The sequence below is a fragment of the Leclercia adecarboxylata genome (genome assembly GCF_006171285.1).
Lineage (GTDB): Bacteria > Pseudomonadota > Gammaproteobacteria > Enterobacterales > Enterobacteriaceae > Enterobacter > Enterobacter barmai.
In genome coordinates this window covers 1-19,102 of the sequence record NZ_CP040888.1, presented here as the reverse complement: position 1 = coordinate 19,102, position 19,102 = coordinate 1, and the positions used below count along the sequence as shown (strand labels likewise).

At 49.4% G+C, this 19,102-nt stretch carries 20 protein-coding genes and 1 pseudogene; 7 read left to right on the top strand and 14 right to left on the bottom strand.

Translation table 11 applies throughout. The annotated features are described in order from the left end of the window. The first annotated feature begins 19 nt into the window (after positions 1–19). From FHN83_RS00105 to FHN83_RS28425, 5 genes are all read left to right on the top strand, one after another. Positions 20–556: a hypothetical protein gene (locus FHN83_RS00105; protein ID WP_139563061.1), complete on the top strand. Its 537-nt coding sequence runs from the start codon at positions 20–22 to the stop codon at positions 554–556. Between the two features lie 16 nt (positions 557–572). Further along, a complete protein-coding gene (locus tag FHN83_RS00100) occupies positions 573–1,019 on the top strand; it encodes a hypothetical protein (protein WP_000549069.1) in 447 nt (148 codons plus the stop codon). Positions 1,020–1,109: 90 nt separating this feature from the next. Further along, positions 1,110–2,072 carry a DNA replication terminus site-binding protein gene (locus tag FHN83_RS00095; RefSeq protein ID WP_000119428.1) on the top strand — a complete coding sequence of 321 codons (963 nt, stop codon included), beginning with the start codon at positions 1,110–1,112 and terminating at the stop codon, positions 2,070–2,072. A gap of 9 nt (positions 2,073–2,081) precedes the next feature. Next, on the top strand, positions 2,082–2,987 hold the full coding sequence (locus FHN83_RS00090) for a hypothetical protein (RefSeq protein ID WP_001198595.1): 906 nt from the start codon (positions 2,082–2,084) through the stop codon (positions 2,985–2,987). Continuing rightward, positions 2,923–3,267, top strand: a complete 345-nt coding sequence (locus FHN83_RS28425; RefSeq protein ID WP_001805195.1) for a hypothetical protein — start codon at positions 2,923–2,925, stop codon at positions 3,265–3,267. The genes FHN83_RS00090 and FHN83_RS28425 overlap by 65 nt, the downstream gene beginning before the upstream one ends. 21 nt (positions 3,268–3,288) lie before the next feature. Here FHN83_RS28425 and FHN83_RS00080 read toward each other — a convergent pair whose 3' ends face one another. After that, a complete protein-coding gene (locus tag FHN83_RS00080) occupies positions 3,289–4,464 on the bottom strand; it encodes a tyrosine-type recombinase/integrase (RefSeq protein ID WP_000795949.1) in 1,176 nt (391 codons plus the stop codon). A gap of 169 nt (positions 4,465–4,633) precedes the next feature. On the opposite strand from FHN83_RS00080, the gene FHN83_RS00075 reads away from it, so the two are divergent. Together FHN83_RS00075 and FHN83_RS00070 are read left to right on the top strand one after the other, a co-directional pair. Next, positions 4,634–4,846: an Hha/YmoA family nucleoid-associated regulatory protein gene (locus tag FHN83_RS00075; protein WP_001285422.1), complete on the top strand. Its 213-nt coding sequence runs from the start codon at positions 4,634–4,636 to the stop codon at positions 4,844–4,846. 360 nt (positions 4,847–5,206) lie between these two features. Further along, positions 5,207–6,289, top strand: coding sequence for a hypothetical protein (locus tag FHN83_RS00070; RefSeq protein WP_001232447.1), 1,083 nt, complete (start codon positions 5,207–5,209; stop codon positions 6,287–6,289). A gap of 165 nt (positions 6,290–6,454) precedes the next feature. Here the strand turns inward: FHN83_RS00070 and FHN83_RS00065 are convergent. The 13 genes and pseudogenes from FHN83_RS00065 to FHN83_RS00005 form a co-directional block, all read right to left on the bottom strand. After that, positions 6,455–7,954, bottom strand: a pseudogene (locus tag FHN83_RS00065) (helix-hairpin-helix domain-containing protein). A 25-nt stretch (positions 7,955–7,979) separates the two neighbouring features. Next, complete coding sequence (locus tag FHN83_RS00060) at positions 7,980–9,617, bottom strand: PP2C family serine/threonine-protein phosphatase (protein WP_000081060.1); 1,638 nt, start codon at positions 9,615–9,617, stop codon at positions 7,980–7,982. Next, positions 9,617–10,657 (bottom strand): TerY-C metal binding domain-containing protein, encoded by a 1,041-nt coding sequence (locus FHN83_RS00055; protein ID WP_001253656.1) that lies wholly within the window; start codon positions 10,655–10,657, stop codon positions 9,617–9,619. Before FHN83_RS00055 ends, FHN83_RS00060 begins: the two co-directional genes overlap by 1 nt. A gap of 84 nt (positions 10,658–10,741) precedes the next feature. Then, positions 10,742–11,380, bottom strand: a complete 639-nt coding sequence (locus tag FHN83_RS00050; RefSeq protein WP_001253658.1) for a vWA domain-containing protein — start codon at positions 11,378–11,380, stop codon at positions 10,742–10,744. Then, complete coding sequence (locus tag FHN83_RS00045) at positions 11,380–12,021, bottom strand: TerD family protein (protein ID WP_000116681.1); 642 nt, start codon at positions 12,019–12,021, stop codon at positions 11,380–11,382. The genes FHN83_RS00050 and FHN83_RS00045 overlap by 1 nt, the downstream gene beginning before the upstream one ends. 22 nt (positions 12,022–12,043) lie before the next feature. Beyond that, the gene (locus FHN83_RS00040) at positions 12,044–12,682 is read right to left on the bottom strand and encodes a vWA domain-containing protein (RefSeq protein WP_001253657.1); all 639 of its coding nucleotides are present in this window, start codon (positions 12,680–12,682) and stop codon (positions 12,044–12,046) included. 462 nt (positions 12,683–13,144) lie between these two features. Continuing rightward, entirely contained in the window at positions 13,145–13,612 is a 468-nt protein-coding gene (gene terW / locus FHN83_RS00035) for a tellurium resistance protein TerW (RefSeq protein WP_001176767.1), read from the bottom strand. 17 nt (positions 13,613–13,629) lie between these two features. Further along, on the bottom strand, positions 13,630–14,838 hold the full coding sequence (locus FHN83_RS00030; protein WP_011152964.1) for a DUF4236 domain-containing protein: 1,209 nt from the start codon (positions 14,836–14,838) through the stop codon (positions 13,630–13,632). Between the two features lie 10 nt (positions 14,839–14,848). Next, positions 14,849–15,805 carry an HpcH/HpaI aldolase/citrate lyase family protein gene (locus FHN83_RS00025; RefSeq protein WP_011152965.1) on the bottom strand — a complete coding sequence of 319 codons (957 nt, stop codon included), beginning with the start codon at positions 15,803–15,805 and terminating at the stop codon, positions 14,849–14,851. Then, on the bottom strand, positions 15,805–16,884 hold the full coding sequence (locus FHN83_RS00020; RefSeq protein ID WP_001585166.1) for a cysteine protease StiP family protein: 1,080 nt from the start codon (positions 16,882–16,884) through the stop codon (positions 15,805–15,807). The genes FHN83_RS00025 and FHN83_RS00020 overlap by 1 nt, the downstream gene beginning before the upstream one ends. Position 16,885: 1 nt before the next feature. After that, positions 16,886–17,659: a hypothetical protein gene (locus FHN83_RS00015; protein WP_001040058.1), complete on the bottom strand. Its 774-nt coding sequence runs from the start codon at positions 17,657–17,659 to the stop codon at positions 16,886–16,888. Further along, on the bottom strand, positions 17,652–18,794 hold the full coding sequence (locus FHN83_RS00010; RefSeq protein WP_001280115.1) for a phosphoribosyltransferase domain-containing protein: 1,143 nt from the start codon (positions 18,792–18,794) through the stop codon (positions 17,652–17,654). The genes FHN83_RS00015 and FHN83_RS00010 overlap by 8 nt, the downstream gene beginning before the upstream one ends. A gap of 9 nt (positions 18,795–18,803) precedes the next feature. Beyond that, positions 18,804–19,102 (bottom strand): ATP-grasp domain-containing protein (locus FHN83_RS00005; RefSeq protein WP_176556461.1); only part of this gene is annotated, 299 nt, incomplete at its 5' end.

Below are 19,102 nucleotides of genomic sequence, written 5' to 3'. Positions count from 1 at the left end.
TTCATGCAACAGGTAAAACATGAGTACTCAAAAGCAACTTTCCAGAACTACCGGCACTGAACGTATGTTTAAGGAAGAGCTGGCGTTATCCTTAATTTGTTGGGTTTTCACCAGTCCTTTTACCAACTGGACCGATAAAGTCTTCAGTGGTATTGAAGTTCCGTCTGAAGGACCGTCATCATTACGGGGTGAGACAGAAAAATTCTTTCGTTTTGTCGTTAATGAAGAAGGCTACGACGCAGGAAGGGCTGCTATTGGTCTTGACCTATGTTGTTTTTCACTTCCGTTGTGTTTGTTCCCGGACGCTGCCCTGTCTGAGGAAGAGGTTATGAGTAAGTTAACCGGAGAAGTTATCAATGGAATTCTTCTTTCCTTACCTGAGTTTATTGATATGCCAGAAGTGCTCGCTTACCAGGTCAGGGATGAAATTCTTGCTTTTAACACTCGCTGTGGAGACGGGATCTTTCATGGTTGGAACACGGCTTCAGAATTGTGGAAGTTTGAAATCTTTCCCCGCACCACCATCATGATGCAGCATACTTCGGCAATACATTAAAATTAGGCGGGGCAGAATGCATAAAAAACTTTTTCTTCTCGAATGGAAACCCTGTCAGAGCCGCGTATGGGCCGGTTGGATGGCCCTGTGGTTGACTATCAGTTTTCTGATGTTATCTGCCTTGCTTATGACAGATCATCTCCTGAACAAAGTCATCCTGCCGCCAACATGGTTGTTGATCTGGTTTTCGCCAATGCTGGGGTTTTTGATAAAAGTTCGCGTCGTCGAAACTCAACATTTCCTGGAGCATGACCTCTGTGTTGCAGGTTTCTCTTTTTACCGCTGGAAGAGGTTAGTTTCTCCCGGGCTTTGGTCAGTTGACTGTATAAATGGTCGTTTTCGCCTCAATCGGATCACCCAGGTGGGTAAGACTATCCACTATCCATGGCGTCTCCATTATCATCCTTTGTTCATGAGCCCTATCGAACATAAATCGCATGCTGTGAAAGCTGTTTCAAAATGACTTCTTTAGAGGTTTACATGACATTTATGTTCTGCAAGGTCAGCCTGGGCAGCAAAATTGATTGGAAATAACATGAGCCTGGAGAAACGTATGAGTTATGACGATTTGCCCTATTTTCGTGACCAGATTCTGGAACGCATCGACTCGCTCAAGTGTTTTCTTTCGAACACCCCCCCGATGATGGCAAACCTGATGACTGTCTCCACCGTATCTAGAACAGAAGAGCGCTTGAAGCAGGTTAAACCCATCAGGGTTAGTATTAAAGACGATGCTTCGGTTGAGGAAATTATTCAGGCACTTACTGACATCTGTGTGGATGACATAGAGTCATTAAGTCATGATTCCACCAAAGTAACCACTAAATACCCGGGTCTAATCATTGTCCCCGAAAGAGCAGATCTTCTCGAAAGCTTGATCACTTCTATAAACGAAGCAAAAAATGATTTTGCTGCGGCAATGAGGCGTATCGATAATAAAAAGAATGTCCGTTTTGATAAAGTGCACAAGAAGCTCCCGGGCCTTGTCGCTATGCACTCAACAAGAAATATCCTTTTCATCAAGTCCCAGCTTAAAAAAGTTACTTTTTCATGGCGGCTAAACCGAAACCAGGAAGTTAAAACAGCAGAGCAACTTGTGAGTTTGTTGGAGCGCAGGAGAGCCTCAGAAGTAAAAAATGTAGCAACTACCAATTTGAATGTCGTGTCTAATATCGATAAGGCTTTACACCGTCTTGAATTTCACCCACTGAAGCAGGGCGAATCTTATCGCCTTTGTCGAACTAACTCTTTCCCTGTTCCGATTGCTCACATTTTTGCATTTAGGCCTGAAGGGCAGGAACGAAACGGGAATAAATATGCTGAGACTGATTATTCAGTAGTAAAAGCATCCTTGCCCATTTTCGCAGCAGGCAACATACCTCAATTAAAAACGCTCTCTGACTGGGCTCCTGAAAACAGCCAGGGTCCGTCCAACCAACGGAAGCTGAGCCTGAAATATACAGAACTCGTGCCGGGGGCTGAGCTGGGCATTTTCATTGTCAGCCCCGAAAATTAAGGAACAACAATGCAATGGATTTCCACAGCCAGCCAGAAAATCGATGAGCGTCTCTATCGTGTCTGCGTCTGGGTAAAAAAATATCACGCTGATGCGATTAACCGCGTTGTGCTAACCGTTGATCTAAGTAAAGCCCGACATGACCCTGACGAGGACCAGGTAAGAGCAGAGCTGCTGTGCGGCCATTATTTTTTGCTTCGTAAGGAAAACGCTTCGAACTCTGCGCCTGACGATCAAAAGTTTGCTTTCCTGCCTGACGGGCGCAATCTGTGTTGGCAGACCGCAACCCCGGTGCTTCAGCATCTCCTACTCAATAAAAACGTTCCTGAGTCGCTGAGGTTGCTTACGGACTACATACATATGCGTCTGGCCAGGCTGACAATGGTACCTATGTCCGGAACCATCATGAACGAGGCTCTGCTGGACAGCATCAGCTGGGTTAAGGTGGATTTGACCTACTTCTGGCAGTACGAACAGCTCAGCTCTCATCTGGGACCCATCCAGATAACCCACAAGGCACTTGTACGCTTCGGGCACCTGGCAAAGAATGATGAAAACTCCAGTGCCATAAGAATTCTGCGTCAGCGTCTGTCTTCAGAATTCTTACAAGAATTTCAGATGGCTGAGGATGAGCTAAAGCGCAAACAGTCGTTGATGGGCACCATGGACGTGAAAATGCTGTTTCATGCTCATTACCCCAGCCAGAAGATGCTGGTGGCTCGATATAAAAATGGTTGGGTAATGGTGGATTGTTTTCTGTTTCACCATACCAAACCTAAGAAAAAAGCAAAAAACAAAACTACTGTGGCTAAGCCTCAACTTAAACAGACTAAAAGAGAAGGGAGTGAAAATGGAACTGGGCATTATGGTGTGCATCGTGTTGTTACTCTCAGTGGCGGCGGCGTGGATCAGTAATAAGACAGTTGATTTGCTCGAAAGATTCTATTTCAAGCGTCCGCTGAGCATGGAGTACGCGGCATGGCTACGTGTAATGTGTGCAGGCTTGTTATTAGTTTTTATTCAGGTTGCTCCCCAATTTACACTCCTGTATACCCTTAAACTTGTCACGCTTATTAATCTTGGAATCCAGACAATGAAATTAAATGGCGTGTACAAATATAAAAGGACGGGAATTTTGCCTCCGGGAGGGGCACTCTCTAATCTCACCAGACTTAACCCGTTCAAGAAAAAATAAAGTTATGCGCCCGTGAGGGCGCTATTCATCAAAGGCATTTCGCATAAGCTTGATCATGGCTTTTTTACCAGCTTCAATATTGCGAATGTAGCGCATAACCATTTCTTCATTCGACCAGTTCCCCATTTCCATAATCTGTGGTAGCGAGTAACCTTCAATATCCAGCTGTATCGCACCGCCTACACGAACGCTGTGCCCTGTCCAGTAACGGGTTTTAGTCTCATTTGGATAAAGCTCATTCCACATTTCTTTAAATGCCCGTAAAAGGGAATTTTTGCTGAGCATACCGGCATCGTCCACAGTGTCTTCCTCATCTTCATCGTTCAGAAGACTTTGTTTAGCACGGTAGGGCAGGTTATGCCGTTTAAGAAGCTCAGATAGCTCATTCCCTTTACTCCGAAGCTTCCAGCCGGGTGGCATATAGCCTGTATCATGGAAATTTACGGCCTGGAAAAGGTATTCATCCGGATGACTGTGCTGATCCATTTTCACAAGGTTCATCAATCTCAAGAGGCAGTTAGTTAACTGACGTGTCAGCCGGTAGGTAAGAAGTGTACTGATGTTCGTTTTTGTACGGTATACCGTCAGGTTAAATTCACCGGTCATACTATCCAGAGACAGATCTTTCAGACGTATACGGCGAATTTCGGATGAACGGAGCAGTGTTTCAAAGCCTGTCCAGATCAGGCACAGGTCACGAAGCTTACGAACTGAGTTTGTAGTACTGCGTAACTTTATCAGAGCCTTGAGATCGCCAATAAGAAAGGGAGTTGCCTGTTTAGTCGTCTTTCGCTTCCGGGCTTCCGATTGTTTTAAGGCTTCCAGCATGTACCATGCTTCAGACGTAATAATCCCGGGCAGGTTAAGCCCTTTTTTATGGATACTGTTTAAGGCCTGAAGACAGCTGTTTATGCTGCTTCGTGACAATTTGCCTTCAAGATGCCCCATAAACGCCAGCAGAGCTTCCTCAGACACGGGGAGCGAACTTACTGGCCAGTCTGTATGCAACCGGGCATTCGCCTGATACCATTCGTTCCATACTCGTAGCCAGTGCAGATAGGTTTTAGCTGTGTTGTATCTCAGATGGGAAAAGTAACGGATCAAGCGTGAAAGCTGTTTATCATGGTTGCCGAACGTTTCCAGCTGCTGATGCAATTCGCTTTCCGAAAACTGTCTGATCACTGATTGATTCTTCATCCTGCTCACCGGGATACACTGGTTTTATTTACAGTCATTTTAGCACTCATGTACCTGGTTATGAACAGGGTGGAAACAACGAAAAAGGTTGTGAAATCGTTAGGCTTAAGTGAAAAATGATATTAAGATTATCCCTGGCCAGTTGAGGCCTGTCTAAAGAAGGTTGATTATGTCTGACACAAAGCAGTCTTATTTAATGAAATTCCGTAAGTGTAGTTCGTTCGAAACGCTCGAAAAAGTATTTGAAAGGTTATGTGAAAAAAACTCGGGTGTCGCCTCTCTTGAAATTTCTGGTGCTTATGATCATCGTAAAGCTGAACTGACAATGAAAAAGTTATATGACAAAGTTCCTGCGAGTGTGTGGACCTTTGTTCGCGAGTAATTATTGATATTGGCACAACAAAAAGACTGTGTCTGGATTTGAAAATAGTTTATGCCCCTTTCGGGGCTAAAGGCACTGTAATAGCCTGTCTTTTTAACTTTCTTATTAAGTTCGGAGAAAGACTTTAATCATAAGCCAAGCCCACTGCTAAATACATCCGATATTCTCCTTAATTTTAGAAGTTGTGATAAAAGTTACTTTACCTAAACTTCTCTCTCCATATTTGTAAGGCTCTCATTTGATTCTTGTCAAACATTAATCTGGAAAACTAAAAAATCATTTCTTTTAATTCGTTTTACAGAAATCCTCCTCCGTTATTTCGGATATAGTTTGAATAATTATCAAAAACGGGGTGCAGCCATGCGTAAGAGTTACACATTTGGTATTCCATTTGGACTCCAGAGAGAATCAGGACTCTTTTTAGATATTACAGAGGTCAGCCGGGGTATCGACTGTAACTGCATCTGCCCCGCTTGCAAAACTGATCTGTTAGCAAAGCAGGGGGAGGTCAAGCTTTGGCATTTCTCACACAGTACTGCTGTAGCCGGTGACTGTGATGGTCTGATGGAAGCCATCCGGGGAAAAATTATTGAAGTCATCAACGAGCACCAGGTTCTTGGTTTCCCAAATCTTCTCGCTGGCGACGATGGTGGGCCGGTTTCACTGAATGAGGTTATTGGAAGCGGCAGTATGTTCGGAGGCACAGCTGATCTGTTCGTAAAGGTTAATGATTTATGTGTGGCCGTCTTTCTGGACAGGGATCGTAGCATTTCTGCGAAGTTAACCTTTGACCACCTTCATCCTTCCGAAAGAGTTGCCGCATTGCGTATCGATCTTCCAGATATTGAATATGAAATCAGTCAGGTGCAGCTCGGGCGACGTAAAACAACATACAGTGAGTGCATTGAAAGCCTGATCATTGATGAGACCAGTTCCCGGGAATGGCTATATCATCCATTAATGCATGAACTTGAATCTGAACCTCTTCAGGAGTATCGGGGACGGGAGCCTTCAGAGGAAGGGCCTCTTCTTCAGCGCCTTGCTGACTGTAAGATGAAATTGCCTGATATCCTTCCGGGCAGTCATAACGCGTTAGTCAGGTTACAGCAGGATACGATTGTATGTCTGTGTCGGTTAACGGTTCGGGCTTATGACATCGCTCAGACCGATGAATTTCCTTTGTTCCTTCGCTATTTCAGGTTGCACTGCCTGGAAAACAGCGAACATGTCAGTTACGAAAGACTGATCTGCTGGCAGGAAATGATTTCAAAAACCCAGGAAGGCCAGTCCTTGACACAAAACGAACTTGAATATCTTCATGAGATTGTCCGCATCGCCTTATACAATCACCGGCTTAACAATGTCAGTATTTCAGATGTTAAAAACCATGACACAGGAAAGGAGAGCGGCAGGGTAGAGCCACAAAACTATTCACTCTTATAAATAAATTGGGCTTTGCGCATTAAACCCTTGCCGCAGGAGGTGTACCGCATATCCGGCACAGACAGTCAGTTTTTCTGGCAGCTTAAATTTGACACAGCTTAATATAGTGATTCATTAAACAGGTTCAGTATGCTGCCAGAACGTTTTAGTCGTTATGGGCGTCCGTTAGTTTTCTACTAACTGAACGACGACCAGCCTGCCGCCTTCCTCCTTTGACAGAACAAACTGAGCGTTATTCGTCAGTTCAATTTTTTCCCCAATGGCAATCTGTCGTTTATCCGGTAATGACATAAGCCCATTTATGCCTTCATTTACTAACCACCACTGATCGTTATGGAAAACAAAATACCCAACTCGTTTCCTTTGCAAATCGGTTGTACGCTCATTTGGTGCAATGAGGCGATTCACATGCCACGCATAGATTGACTGCCCGCTCCACACCATCAACCGGTGGTCGTCAGGACGATAACTGCCTTCCTTTCGGGAAGAATATAAATTTAGAACCGGTAATTTACCCTTGTATGGCGTACCGCAGTAGGGACAAACCGGCTTTGTCTTACCCGAGAAAACGTACCATTTCTGTTCACACGCCTTGTTCTGGCAGGGCTGTATCAGATCGACTGTTTTAACCAGGGCGCTTTCCTACTCATCGGCGGTCGGGCGTTTAGTGGCATCGTGTAAGCCATCTATAAAGGCGCGCTCAAACAAAGGTGTCAGATAAGGGCCCATGATGGTGTAAGGAATTTTCTCCGGGTCAGCCCAGGGCAGTGAAAAGGACGATAGCTGACTGACTTTGACTGCATTGCTTTTGTCTGTCGGATGTTCAATGAAGAGTGCCTTCTCACCCATAGATAAGGTCTCATCACGTACTTCATCCGACATGTCATGTATTTTTCCGCCACGTAGCGGATGACGGAAGAACAGATACATGTAGATAAGCACCGACAGCGCATGACGGTCAGTAGTAATGCTTGGCAATACGCGGTTCGGATCCTCTTTGGAAAGATGACTGGTTTTCACCACTTCCGGAGCGATAAAATCCGGGGTGCCCACCACGTCGGGAGGATACTTTCCAGGGACAACCAGGCCGTCTACGTCAATGATGCAGGCATGTCCCATTTCTGGATCGATAAGCACGTTTTTATAGCTTAGATCGCTGTGACAGAGACCTGCCGCATGCATCCTTCTGACGGCTCTTGTCAGCAGCAGACAGACCTTGAGATAGGTAAGCGTATTGCCTCGTTCACGTGGGTCGAGAAATTTGTTCTGGTTGCTGGCGCTGGCAAACCATTTGCCTTCCTTTTCACGACCTTTTATGCCAAGAAAATCATCGTTTTTAGAGCCGTATTTAAAGAAAAAGTAGCTTTTGTAGGTTGGAACCACGATGCCGATTTTATGCCCATGCTCAACAACATGGGTCGGCCAGCAAAACAGGTCCTTCCAGTATTCACCTCCGGACTGGCCAAAAATGTTTTGCCTGTAGCGTCCGGTGATCATATCAATCCGATCCCGGGCCTGCTCGTTCTGCGGTTTATGATAAAAAGCGACGACGTATGATTTATCAGGCGAAAAGTAAACATCCTTCATCGAGCCCGAACCAATTACCTCGTCAACATACTGGACTGTTTCGCCGTCCTTTGTTTTGCACGTAACGATATTTGCCATATTGATCACCGAAAAAGCGTATCCCTTACCACAACACCGCAATAGTGCGGTCATCATGGTTCCCTGTGGAGAAAAAGTTAAGCCAGTCGCCTAACCTCTCAGGCGCAATACTGGCGTCTGTAAGGACAGGGTTGAGCTCATCAACGAGACGGGTCCATTTTTCGTCACTGCGAAGCCCATTATCCGTCTCAAACAGAGGGTCTGAGACGCCGTCTGTCATGAGGATCAAGTGAGATACATCATTCCATTTACCCACGCTGATGCGGCCGCTAAACGAGGGGTCTGCGATAATGCTCTGGTCAAGGAAACGGGTTTGTCCTGCGTATTCTCCGCTATCGGGATTTCCCAGTATCCTGACTTTACCGGAAGGGCTGTATGCACCTATCGCACCATCACCAAGCCAGAATGCAGTCGCAAACAGCTCGTTATCAGTTCGTAGCGCTACAGTTGCCAGAAGGGTTGTTGAATAGGATTTCACAGGTTGTTCTGCACAAATGGCTTCGTTCTGGATACTGTTGACCGCGAGCGTAGCTGCCTGTTTAAAATGATGAAGCATGGCGTTTATTGTTGCCTGCTGATCGCTCCCTTCCCACGCCGTGATGTGCTGCTTTAAATGGACGCCTTTCACACCACTGAGCTGATTTAAAAGGTAATCGCCAGCCGTTTTGACTGCAATCCGGGAGCCTTCCCGGGAATTTACCGCACTACCGGCTCCGTCTGCGACCAGCATGACAGACCATCCTGTTTCCTGGCAGTGGTTGATGTAGAAGTCGTCATCTCTGAAGCTTCCGGCATGCTCATGAGAGCGTCCCCGGCGACTGGCGGCAGCAATACGTATATCACCCCTGACCAGGCCAGCAGCGTCCAGATGGGACTTAGGGTAGGGAGCGTCTGCTGGTGGCTCTACCACCTTCCACAGGCTTCTCGGATCGGGATTGATTATAAATAGCTGTTTTGTTTCACATTCGTCGTGCGACGTGCATGACCAGATTACTGAAAGCTCTATATCGCCGCTTTCGGTGGGAGTACCTGTCAGCAACTCCTGTTCTTTGTCAAAAGACAGGCCAATGTTCCGGGGAAAGACAACGTCCCTGACAGTAGCCTGCTGGCCCTCACCCAGAACGATAGCAACCGGCGAAGAGAAACGTTCGCCTGCGCGGGCGTTGGGGATCGTTATTTTAGCTCTCGGGGGAACGGCAGGTGGCACAGCTAAGCTGGCCCGCTGCTGGCCTGTCGGTATCTGCCCGGGTTTTAATACCAGGGAAGACAGGTTTTCGTCTTCCCTCTGTGCTGGTTTATCAAATTCGTAATAAGGCATCAGCTTCCAGAACGGAGGATGAGGCTCATTTTCTGGCAGGGGTTGCAGTGCTGATGTATCGGTAGCGTCAATGCCCGGGTTATCAGCAACACTTACGACCGTTTGTTGCTGATCGGAAAGACTGGATGCTGACGAGGCGGCAATCTCTGCGTCGTTATCACCTTCGCTAACCCGCGCAGATAAACCCTGTGCAAGGCTCTCAATCCGCTCTTTAAGCCGCATAATTTCTTCGGTAAGGGATGGGTCCTGCGATAGAAGTAAAAGCCGCTCACCTTCAACAGGGTGGCCCAGCTCAGACAGAACTAAGCGGATAATCTTCTCTTCAAGTAAAGCATTTTGCGACATCAACCTCTCCCTCTGTTTACGTCGAAGTTAGTGTTTCCGCCATCATTGCTGAATGACAGGCCTGTTTCACACCACGGGCAGATCACGTCATCCGGGCCGTCAATACACAGCAACTTTCCGCATGAGCACAGGGCAAACGCACTGGCATTACCGCAGTGGGGGCAACCCGGTACGCCATGCAGTTCGCTGGTATTTACCTGCAAACCGGTAGCGGTGGCATCTGACCACGCAAAATAGTCCTCATCGATGGGATAGCATCCGGCAATATTAAAGCTGTTCAGGTTCAGACTGAAATCGAGCCCGGAAACCCTTGCTGGTGGCCGTTCATACTTCATCAGGTACGGACGACGGGTCTTGCTGCAACGGCCGGTAAGCGTAACGCAGTTTTCGTCGTACGCTTTTACTGGCTCGTCCTTGGCCAGCCGGACTATGTATTCAGTCTGGCTGAGCTCAGGTTGTTTGTCGTCCCCGACGCTGCGGCTGTGCGCCGTAACCGAGGCCGTGATCCATTTGATGAAGCGGGTAAAGTCCCCTTCCTGAGATTCGGTGAACAGCATGACATTCTCTGTCAGTTGCCGCAGGATATTCAGGTCCGCTGACGGCCCCAGGCCAACGGCAATGAGATTCACTTTACTCGCGTAGTGATCCTTCCAGCGCTTCACTTCTGCGGTTGTGTCGTCAGTCGGACGTCCGTCGGTAAGGAGATACACGACGGGTTTCCAGTCGCCTTTAGCCTCATGAGTGGTTTTTCTGACCTGGGTATCAATTTGCACGGTCAGCTCACGCAATGCAGCTCCAAGGCTCGTACCGCCGCCAACGGGAAGGCGGGGAGGGTAGAACGAGGCAATTTCGTGAAGAGGTACAATCGTACGGGCTACACCGGCAAATGCGATTACCGAGACCCAGGCTGTTTCAAGTGCGTGTGGATCCTTTCTTAAATCTCCGACGATCATTTGCAGACCATCAGTCATTTTTTTCAGGTTTTCACCAATCATGGACTCTGAACAGTCCAGGACAAAAAACACGGGAAGGCGTCTCATAATTTTCCTCGTACGGCTGGTACGGCCAGCAGAAAACGTTGCTGTACAGAAAGGTGCTGCCCGGAAACAGCACCTTTCTGTCTGTCAGAGCACCAGCTGGATTTCTGGTGGAGGAGGGGGAAGGGTATCAGTTCCGTTATTAATCCCCGCGCTTGTGCTGCCGGAAGACACGCTGGCCGATACCCATTTAAAGAAACCTGCAAACGCGGTTGAATCTAGCGTCTCCAGAGACACAACCTTATCGGTGAGCTGTTTTAAGTGCTCATGGCCTGCTTTAGGACCAACGGCGCAGGCAATGATGGATCCGAATCCCCGGCCGCGAATCGCTTTTACCGCTTCACCGTACGCCAGGGCATCAGAAGGGGTTCCATCAGTCATCAGGAATACCAGAGGACGCCAGTCTCCTTTGGTATCACCATCTGAGCGACGTACATCCCGTTCAACACACTGCATCAGACATTCAAGGGCAGCACCGGTGAACGTCCCGCCTGCGCTTGGCACAACGATGTCAGAAAACTGGAAGTCTTCCAGCGGCGTGAGAGGAATGAACTCACGCGCCTCATTGTCATAGGTGATAATGGAGATATGAACGCTTTCGAGGGCGTAGGGATCCTGGCGAAGAGCGCTAAGCATCGCCTGAATTCCAACGTTAACGGAATGGATTGACTCACCGCGCATCGAGCCGGATGTGTCGATAACAAGGTAAACAGGCAGGCGGCGCATCACATGTAATTCCTCAGGTGCGAGACAAACGAATCTGATTCTGAAGGCTCACCAATTGCCCTGAGTTTCCAGCCTGTAGCCTCGCGTATCAGCTCGGCAAAGACCATGGAGCGCTGGCTGGCGAAGGCGGGTCCGCCAGAAAGATCGAATCGTGCCATTTCAATATTACGGGCATCTACTGCCCGGATGAAGGCATTCTGAACTTTACCAAAGTGCTGCTGGAGCTTTTCACCATTGTAGATCTGAACGATGAACACAATTTTCTCGTACTGAGCGTCAAGGGAATTCAGGCGCACAATAATTTGCTCATCGTCACCGTCACCGGCTCCGGTTCGGTTATCGCCCGTCAGCCAGATATTGCCTGACTTATGGCGAAGGCTGTTGAAAAAGATGATATCGCCATTCACAAGCGTTGGTTTACCATTTTCCACATTGCCGAGATCGGTCACCTTTCCGGCTGAATTACACAGGAAAGCGATCACATCAAGGTCGTATTCTTCTTCTTTTTTACCAAAGATCCCGCCGAGAAAACCTTTCTTTTCCTCATTAATATCCCAACCGAGGCCGATAGTAACGGACGAGAGATCGTATTCATTTTTTTTCAGGCTTACGCCCTGGCCTTTGCTCAGACTGACAGACATGATATCCCCTTAATCAATAAAATTATAAGACCACATTTACTTCTGGCGGCGGCGGTGGCAGGTCTTCAAGACCGATCACTTCTTTTTTGCTGGACTCCACTTTCTGACTGCCTACCGAAATGCTCGCACTGACCCATTTAAAGAAAGCTTTAATCGTCGAACTGTCAGCTGTATCGAGCTGAACCACGATTTCAGTGATTTCTTTGAGGACGCTGGTATCGGCATCATGCCCGGCTGCACATGCCACAACAACGCCGGTTCTGGCCGCTTTAAAGTCATTCAGGCCTTTACGCCAGTCATCATTCGGACTTCCATCCGTCATCAGGAATACAAGGGGACGCCAGTCACCTTTAGTGTCAGCCGTCGTTTTCTGTACTTCTTTGGCAATGGAGCTGGCCGTGAGGGAAAGCGCTTCGCCAAGAGACGTGGTGCCGCTGGCTGTTAGTGCTGGCATCTGGAAACTCAGGAGGTCTGTCAGGGGGACTGCCTGTCGGGCTGAAGAATCAAAGGTGATCACTGACACGTGAGCCGTTTCGAGTGCATACGGATCCTGTTTCAGCGTGGTAAGCAGCGTCTGAACGCCATTTTTAACCGCTTCGATAGGCTCTCCGTGCATAGAGCCGGACGTGTCGAGTAGCAGATATACGGGTAAGCGTCTCAAATGTAATTCCTTCTTAAGAGATCGGAAGAGGAGAGTAGTTTCAGGAAGAGGCCAGGGTTTGTTGATTTGATAAAACGGCACGACATCTGTCGGGTGGAGATTAAATACTCAGAAGCGGCATTAAAGAAATAAGTTAACCACCATAGAATTACCGACATGTGAATGGCCTCTTATCAACAGAAAAATAATTCAGACCGGACTGGAATATAAGATTTCTGAAAAAACTCGGACAAATAAACTGTCTTATGTATGAAATTCATCATACATCACAGATCTGCATGAATGGAGTGTAAAACGCCCAAAGATTGATGTGTAGCACAAGAGGATGTCAAGACACCAGGTTTTGTAGTCAGTAAGGCGCTGCTGGCATTGCGGGAGGAGAATAGATCAAAACTACGTCACGCCAATACAGAGGTAAAATATGACAAAACCGGGGTTTTCACCCCGGTCTGAGATTTAGCGTCAGGACTTTTTAGCGCTGTATTCTTTTATCAGTTCGTCAACGGAGTGCAGAGCCAGCTTCTCTACCGCTTCACTTCGGGTCGAGCCACTCAGCGCAGCCAGACGGTCAATTTTTCTTAAGATCCGCATGCGTAGCGATAAGGACACGGCTGTTTTTTTATCCTTATCGAGTACGACCTTCCCTGTAGACTCACCGGTTTTCAGTTCAGCATTCTGTGCGAGCGCTTCATTCATCCGGCGAAGGGTCTTTTTATCCAGCTGGCCCGGATTAACGAGATGGTAGGAATGACCTGCCTTGCTGTATTTGATCTCCGCAGAATATGACTCGCGTAGCTCTTTGAGGGCCCGGGTTAATGTCGGCTCTGAGCATTCCAGACTGGTTATAATGTCGGCAGCGGAAACGGGCTTGCCGGTGCCCAGTAAGTTGGCAAGCTTAAAAATCCGGGCCTGTCTGGTATTTAATTGCATCGTAAGATTTAGCCTGCTTAAAGGGTTAGTGGTTCAATAGGCTGAAAAATGAAGGTACTGCTCATCTTTCGAATAACCGGGTGATCGCCTAACGCTTCAACCGGATCAATGTGTTCTATGCCTGCAAAATTTACTGACGACATCTGGCTGCGAGTGCATTTGCAGGACAGGATATACTCATCCTCCAGATAGCCGGTCCGCTTACTGACCCGTTGCGTAAAGCCTGACACAATCACGTTGTCGAAAGGTAGCGTATGTAAAACGATACCGACCAGGCGGAACAAGCAGCCATGGACGTGGCGGGCATAGTTTTCGCGTACGGCTTTTTGCGTCATGGCTTTTTCCGTCAGCTCCGTGCCCCGGGCATTAACGCCGTAAATCTTATCAGGGAAATCTTCAATCTCAGCTAAATCAACGTCCAGCAGGACTGCTGATAGCTCCGGCTTTACTTCAAATGCAACAATCGTTTCACGCGGCCATTCAGTTTCTGCCAGCACACCCGCCAGGTATGATTCGAAAAACGCGGCGTCTGTCCGGAACTGCTGCCGGGCATCTGCCTGAGCCGTGGCGAGCCGTTTTTCATGTTCTTCTGCTTCAAACTTCCAGTTTGCATACTGTTCGGCCCAGGCCGTCCGTTGTTGCTGGTACCGGTGCTGTCGAAGGGTATTCTCACGCTCCACATCAATCAGCTCCTGCTGCCACCGGCGAAGATTTTCGGCGTGGCGCTCAGCTTTAGCTGATTCCGATTCAAACCATTTACCCAGAAAACTAATGCCTTCGCTCTCGGCAGGCTTTTCCGGCAATGCAAGGTAGTCTGGCTTTTCTGGACGCACCGGTGCCGGAACCTGAAAAGGCGACGTTCTGTTATGCAGGTATACTGCTTCCAGCTCTGCCCAGCTGATGCCTGTTTTTGGATCCGGCGTCAGCTCGTGAATATTACGGATTGCGGTTACCGCTGACATGAGTTCAGCGGCTTCCTGCTCAAGCGCCTGTCTGAGCCCCGGGTCGGTTGCCGTCCGGTTTCCACCTCCGGAACGCGCGGCCCGGTCAAGCCGGGTACGGTAACTCAGCCCGGTACCGGGCAAGCCCAGATTGGCATAGGTCCCCCGGCTACCAAAAGAAACGGAAGCACCTCTCGGCCCGACACTCAGGCTCGGTGCACCGTTACTCAGGTTGAGGCGAACGCCAGGAATAATGTTGATCGACTTTCTGAACCTGAACCCCATTATGATTTCCTTAATGATGCTGGGTCACGGTAAGTAATCTGATTCCATCAGCGCTTTGCTCGTTCTGTAACCCATAAAAACGAGCTCTGTCCAGAATGCCAGCCGCCCAGCGGCGATGTGTGGCGGGTTCACACATTGCTCCCTGCGACTTAAACACGGCCTGGGTAGAGTTCAGGATCCGCAGAGCGTCAGAATACTCACCCTGAGTGACCATCAGCGCGTTTTGAATGACCTCTATCTGACCCGGGTGAATGGCCGTTTTCCCAACAAGCCCATGTGCCATATCAAGAGCCAGCTCTCTGGCCATAACGGCATGATCGTCAATATGCTCACATACGGGCGCGGTCAGGGCAAAATCACGCGGGCCGAAGACTGAAACGAGCATTTTGATGACGTAGCCCATCGGGCTGTCATACAGCGTCAGGTCCCGGGGGCGGCGAAGCGACACAACGTTCATAAGATCGTTGCCGCCGATTCGAAGCGCAATAATGCGGTCGTGGCAGGGATGTTCCACCAGGCGAGTGGCCAGCTCGCGCATCTGAACCACGTCAAAGACGTCTTCTGTTTCCAGCGTTGGCATCATGCACAGGTGAGTCCCGCCCATGATATCCCACCATTCAGCTAACGAACTGAGGGTAAATTTCGGCAACACAAACCCATCGACAGCGGAAAGATCATAATGCGCTTTTAACCATCTGCCCATTTCGGCATGCCGAGGGCGAATGAACACCAGAGGCCAGTCATTTTTACCCAGGCTACGCATGCTGTTACTGAGCTCGTGCAGCAGGTGCTCCAGATTTTTGAGGGCGATGGGGATGTCTGCTTCACTGACAGCATCCTCCAGGCAAATCACCAGAGAGCGCAAACCCGGGATTTTCCCGTGCAGGACGGCATCAGCAATATCTTCCCGTGTTGCAGGCATGTATAGCGTGGCTCCCAGATTCCAGGGAGAAAGACGATTTTTCATCAGAGTACCTTCTTGATAATGGTTACAGCCCGATACTGGCCGAGGGTTCCCCCCATTTCTGTAACAACTATTCCCTTTTCACGAGCAAGCCCTACAAGCAAGGCAACGTCCGGGTCGTCAATAGAACGCACAAATACATGGTCCGGTACCCGACGTAATACAGCCCGGGTTGCTTCAGCAATACCGGGTTTAATACGATTGACGCTGTCCACTTTAAATTCATCGGCCAGGAACGCGATAACGTCGCGACTTGTCTGCCATAAGACCCGGGCTGACTCCATATTCCAGCTCAGGGTAGCGAGGGATGACGGGGTTAACTTCTTACGGAAATGGGCGACGGTATCGACAAGCATCCGGCTGCATTCGAATTCACTGAGATGCTCGCAAACCATGCACCCATGTAATCCTTCAGAGGACCATACTGACCGGGAGATCAGGCCTGATACCGGCGCACCCATGATGCCAAAAGGAATGAGCCAGTCATCATCACTGGCTGCAAGCCAGGAGCAGCCACAGGGATCGGCCAGGACAACCAGTCGCGGCTGCTCAGGATAGCCCGGGCGATCTTTCAGTGCGCGTACAAGCTCTCCGGTAATTGCGCCTTTACCTGTCCATCCGTCAACAAAGACAATACCGCTGGTACCATGGCGCTCTTCAATGACGTCGAGGGCTGCACCGTCAATTCCACGATCCCGGATAATGCTGATACCGTAATGCCATGAGGTTTTCCCCATGTCACGCAGGGCCTGGTGCAGCATAACGCCGAGCGGCACGCCAGCTCTGACGAGACTGGCCAGTACAATGGGCTCATCACCGAAGCGTTCGGCCAGAGCAATAGCGAGCTGTGTGACTTCTTTTGCAAGTCTCTCTGCGCCCCGATCCAGCGCCCGGTGAAACAAATCAAGATGCCATTGTGTTGGCGCTGGCTCCTGACTGAGCATGTCCGAATAATGTTTCTTCCCTGACTGAATCAGCTCTTCTTTTTGCTCAACCGGCGTCATCTCAATGACTACCGGCTTTAGCAGAAATTCCACGTCACCGGGCTGGTATGAGCCGGTAAATGTGTCATGTGGCTGCATTTTAATTTTCTCCAAAAATTCGCTGTGAAATGGCATCTGCAAACTGACTCTGACGCGGGATGCCAAACCAGCTGCACAGTTTCATAAAACGATGATCGCTCAGGCTGTCGCCCAGACCAATTACGGGGAAGACTCCGCGTTCAGCCCGAAGTTTTTCAAGAAGCCATCTGACTGCCAGCCCTTTCTCAACCGCGGTGGGAAGCCAGGCCACGTTATTACTGTTGCGGTGGATGTAGAAGCCCTCGGTCGGAAACACCGTTTCTATCTCATCTGCAATGGCATTGAGCTCGTCAAGGCGGGTGCTGTCGCGGTGCTTCATCACCATATAAACCGCCGTTTCACCGTATTCGAAGTTCAGCCTTGCCCAGGCATTGATCCCTTTTGCGTCCATCATTTCAGTGATCAGACGCTGCATCGATGTCAGCTTTTCCTGATAGGGAGCCAGCTGGCCGAGCATATGGGCCTTCCACTCCTCGTCGGGTTTGCCTTCTGGCGTGAGAATGACGGCCCCGTGAGTGGTGATTGCCCAGGAGTGGAAAGGGATCCGTACGCGGCTGATTTCTTCAGTTCCCCGTGCGGTAACGGGTATGAGTTCAGCCTGCTCCAGGAGCCAGTCCACCAACATGGACTGTTCTTCCGTCATAAAGCTTCGTGGATTCAGGGTGCGATCAACGGCACCGGTACGGAATGGCTCCAGGGCCAGCTCGTCCACCATTTTACGACGGGTCTGAAAGAGCGTGTCGTCAAGGTCGCTCAGAACAACGGGTTTATTCATAGGTAACAATCTCCACGACGGCCGCAACCTCAGCCAGCGCCTTAAGAAGCTGCGTGTCAATACTTTCTGCGGGTGTCTCAGTACACACAAGAATGCGGTCAAACTGCTGGTGGGCGACGTTATAGACAAAATTGGGGATGCCCAGCCCGTAGTTATCCGTAAAGGAAATGGCGGACTCAATGGCATAACCAACGGCGATAGGGGAGCGGGTGGTCGATCCATAAAATGCCTGTGCTCCGGCAGCTTCGAGCCGTTCAGCAAGCAGGAACGGCTCCCAGACGAATTCCCCGGTCCCGAGAACCAGAATACGTTCCCCCTTGTGGACGGAGACCTCATGGCCGAGATCGGCCGCAGGTGCGAGCATCCCCAGTCGGCCCCAGGACTGTTTTCCCTGGATGTCCCATTCTCCTCGTGAAGTTACGTTGACTTTCGGCATGTCCGGGACAGGTGCATCAGGTAATGGGGTCCATCCCCACTTACCGCTTACAAGAGAAACCGAAGTGACTGGTAAGGTGCTGCGCTCGGACAAGGCTTTGCCACTCCAGTCGGTAAGCGTAACGGCTATAACCTGTTCAATATGTTGAAGCTTGCCGGTATTACGCAGGGCTGAAAGCAGGTTAATAAAGGTATTACCGGTGGTTGCCTCGTCATCAATCAAAACCAGCGTTCGTGCGTTGGTAACACGACGTCTTTTCTCTTCATCATCTGGCAGATAGATCAGATGATCGGTGGCGTGGCTGTGTTCTTCCTTGAACTCGCAAAGCAACGTGCCATCAACCGGGTGACGGGTAGAGGTCAGATAGACAGATTCAGGATGCTGGTGGCGCACTTCATCAAATACACCGGCCCCAAGCCCAACGGCGGTTTCAGCCATACCGATAAACAGTACGGGTCCTGTCAGTGTCGAGGGGAACTGGCTGGCAAGCTGTCTGTAGGCCTGCCGCATGACTGAGGGTGGCACGGGAATGTGCCTGCCGAGTACTTTGCTGACAAACAGAAAGGCGCGTTTCGGGTTACGTCTTTCAGCGATGTCAAACAGGTCATCGAGCGAAACTTCACCCTGGTCGCGGGTTACCTGAATCGTACCGCATGAGAGGGTACGGCGATAAATCATATCTTCGAGGATATCAGACATAAATACGCCTTAATTCAGAAGGTTAGAGAGTGATTCCGGGTATGCAATTACATCCGTAATGGATCTCACCGCAACCGGAGAAAAGGTGTTTTTAGCGCTCTGGCGCACCATATCTTCAGACATCAGACCGAGCTTAAAGGCAGCAAATAACCCAGGAAGGTTCACCCCGCTGTGAAGGGTATAACCCACCCCCCCTGACGGACGCATGTTGGTTTCAAGCAGCACCGGGTTGCCATTCACATCGTTTCGCGTCTGAACATTCACCAGCCCGTCGGCCTTCATAACCCTGGCGCAGTCACACGCCAGTT

Bases quoted from the DNA above. Each gene is read 5' to 3' on its own strand.
- FHN83_RS00105 (WP_139563061.1), top strand. From the start codon at position 20: ATGAGTACTCAAAAGCAACTTTCCAGAACTACCGGCACTGAACGTATG.
- FHN83_RS00100 (WP_000549069.1), top strand. From the start codon at position 573: ATGCATAAAAAACTTTTTCTTCTCGAATGGAAACCCTGTCAGAGCCGC.
- FHN83_RS00095 (WP_000119428.1), top strand. From the start codon at position 1,110: ATGAGTTATGACGATTTGCCCTATTTTCGTGACCAGATTCTGGAACGC.
- FHN83_RS00090 (WP_001198595.1), top strand. From the start codon at position 2,082: ATGCAATGGATTTCCACAGCCAGCCAGAAAATCGATGAGCGTCTCTAT.
- FHN83_RS28425 (WP_001805195.1), top strand. From the start codon at position 2,923: ATGGAACTGGGCATTATGGTGTGCATCGTGTTGTTACTCTCAGTGGCG.
- FHN83_RS00080 (WP_000795949.1), bottom strand. From the start codon at position 4,464: ATGAAGAATCAATCAGTGATCAGACAGTTTTCGGAAAGCGAATTGCAT.
- FHN83_RS00075 (WP_001285422.1), top strand. From the start codon at position 4,634: ATGTCTGACACAAAGCAGTCTTATTTAATGAAATTCCGTAAGTGTAGT.
- FHN83_RS00070 (WP_001232447.1), top strand. From the start codon at position 5,207: ATGCGTAAGAGTTACACATTTGGTATTCCATTTGGACTCCAGAGAGAA.
- FHN83_RS00060 (WP_000081060.1), bottom strand. From the start codon at position 9,617: ATGTCGCAAAATGCTTTACTTGAAGAGAAGATTATCCGCTTAGTTCTG.
- FHN83_RS00055 (WP_001253656.1), bottom strand. From the start codon at position 10,657: ATGAGACGCCTTCCCGTGTTTTTTGTCCTGGACTGTTCAGAGTCCATG.
- FHN83_RS00050 (WP_001253658.1), bottom strand. From the start codon at position 11,380: ATGCGCCGCCTGCCTGTTTACCTTGTTATCGACACATCCGGCTCGATG.
- FHN83_RS00045 (WP_000116681.1), bottom strand. From the start codon at position 12,021: ATGTCTGTCAGTCTGAGCAAAGGCCAGGGCGTAAGCCTGAAAAAAAAT.
- terW (WP_001176767.1), bottom strand. From the start codon at position 13,612: ATGCAATTAAATACCAGACAGGCCCGGATTTTTAAGCTTGCCAACTTA.
- FHN83_RS00030 (WP_011152964.1), bottom strand. From the start codon at position 14,838: ATGGGGTTCAGGTTCAGAAAGTCGATCAACATTATTCCTGGCGTTCGC.
- FHN83_RS00025 (WP_011152965.1), bottom strand. From the start codon at position 15,805: ATGAAAAATCGTCTTTCTCCCTGGAATCTGGGAGCCACGCTATACATG.
- FHN83_RS00020 (WP_001585166.1), bottom strand. From the start codon at position 16,884: ATGCAGCCACATGACACATTTACCGGCTCATACCAGCCCGGTGACGTG.
- FHN83_RS00015 (WP_001040058.1), bottom strand. From the start codon at position 17,659: ATGAATAAACCCGTTGTTCTGAGCGACCTTGACGACACGCTCTTTCAG.
- FHN83_RS00010 (WP_001280115.1), bottom strand. From the start codon at position 18,794: ATGTCTGATATCCTCGAAGATATGATTTATCGCCGTACCCTCTCATGC.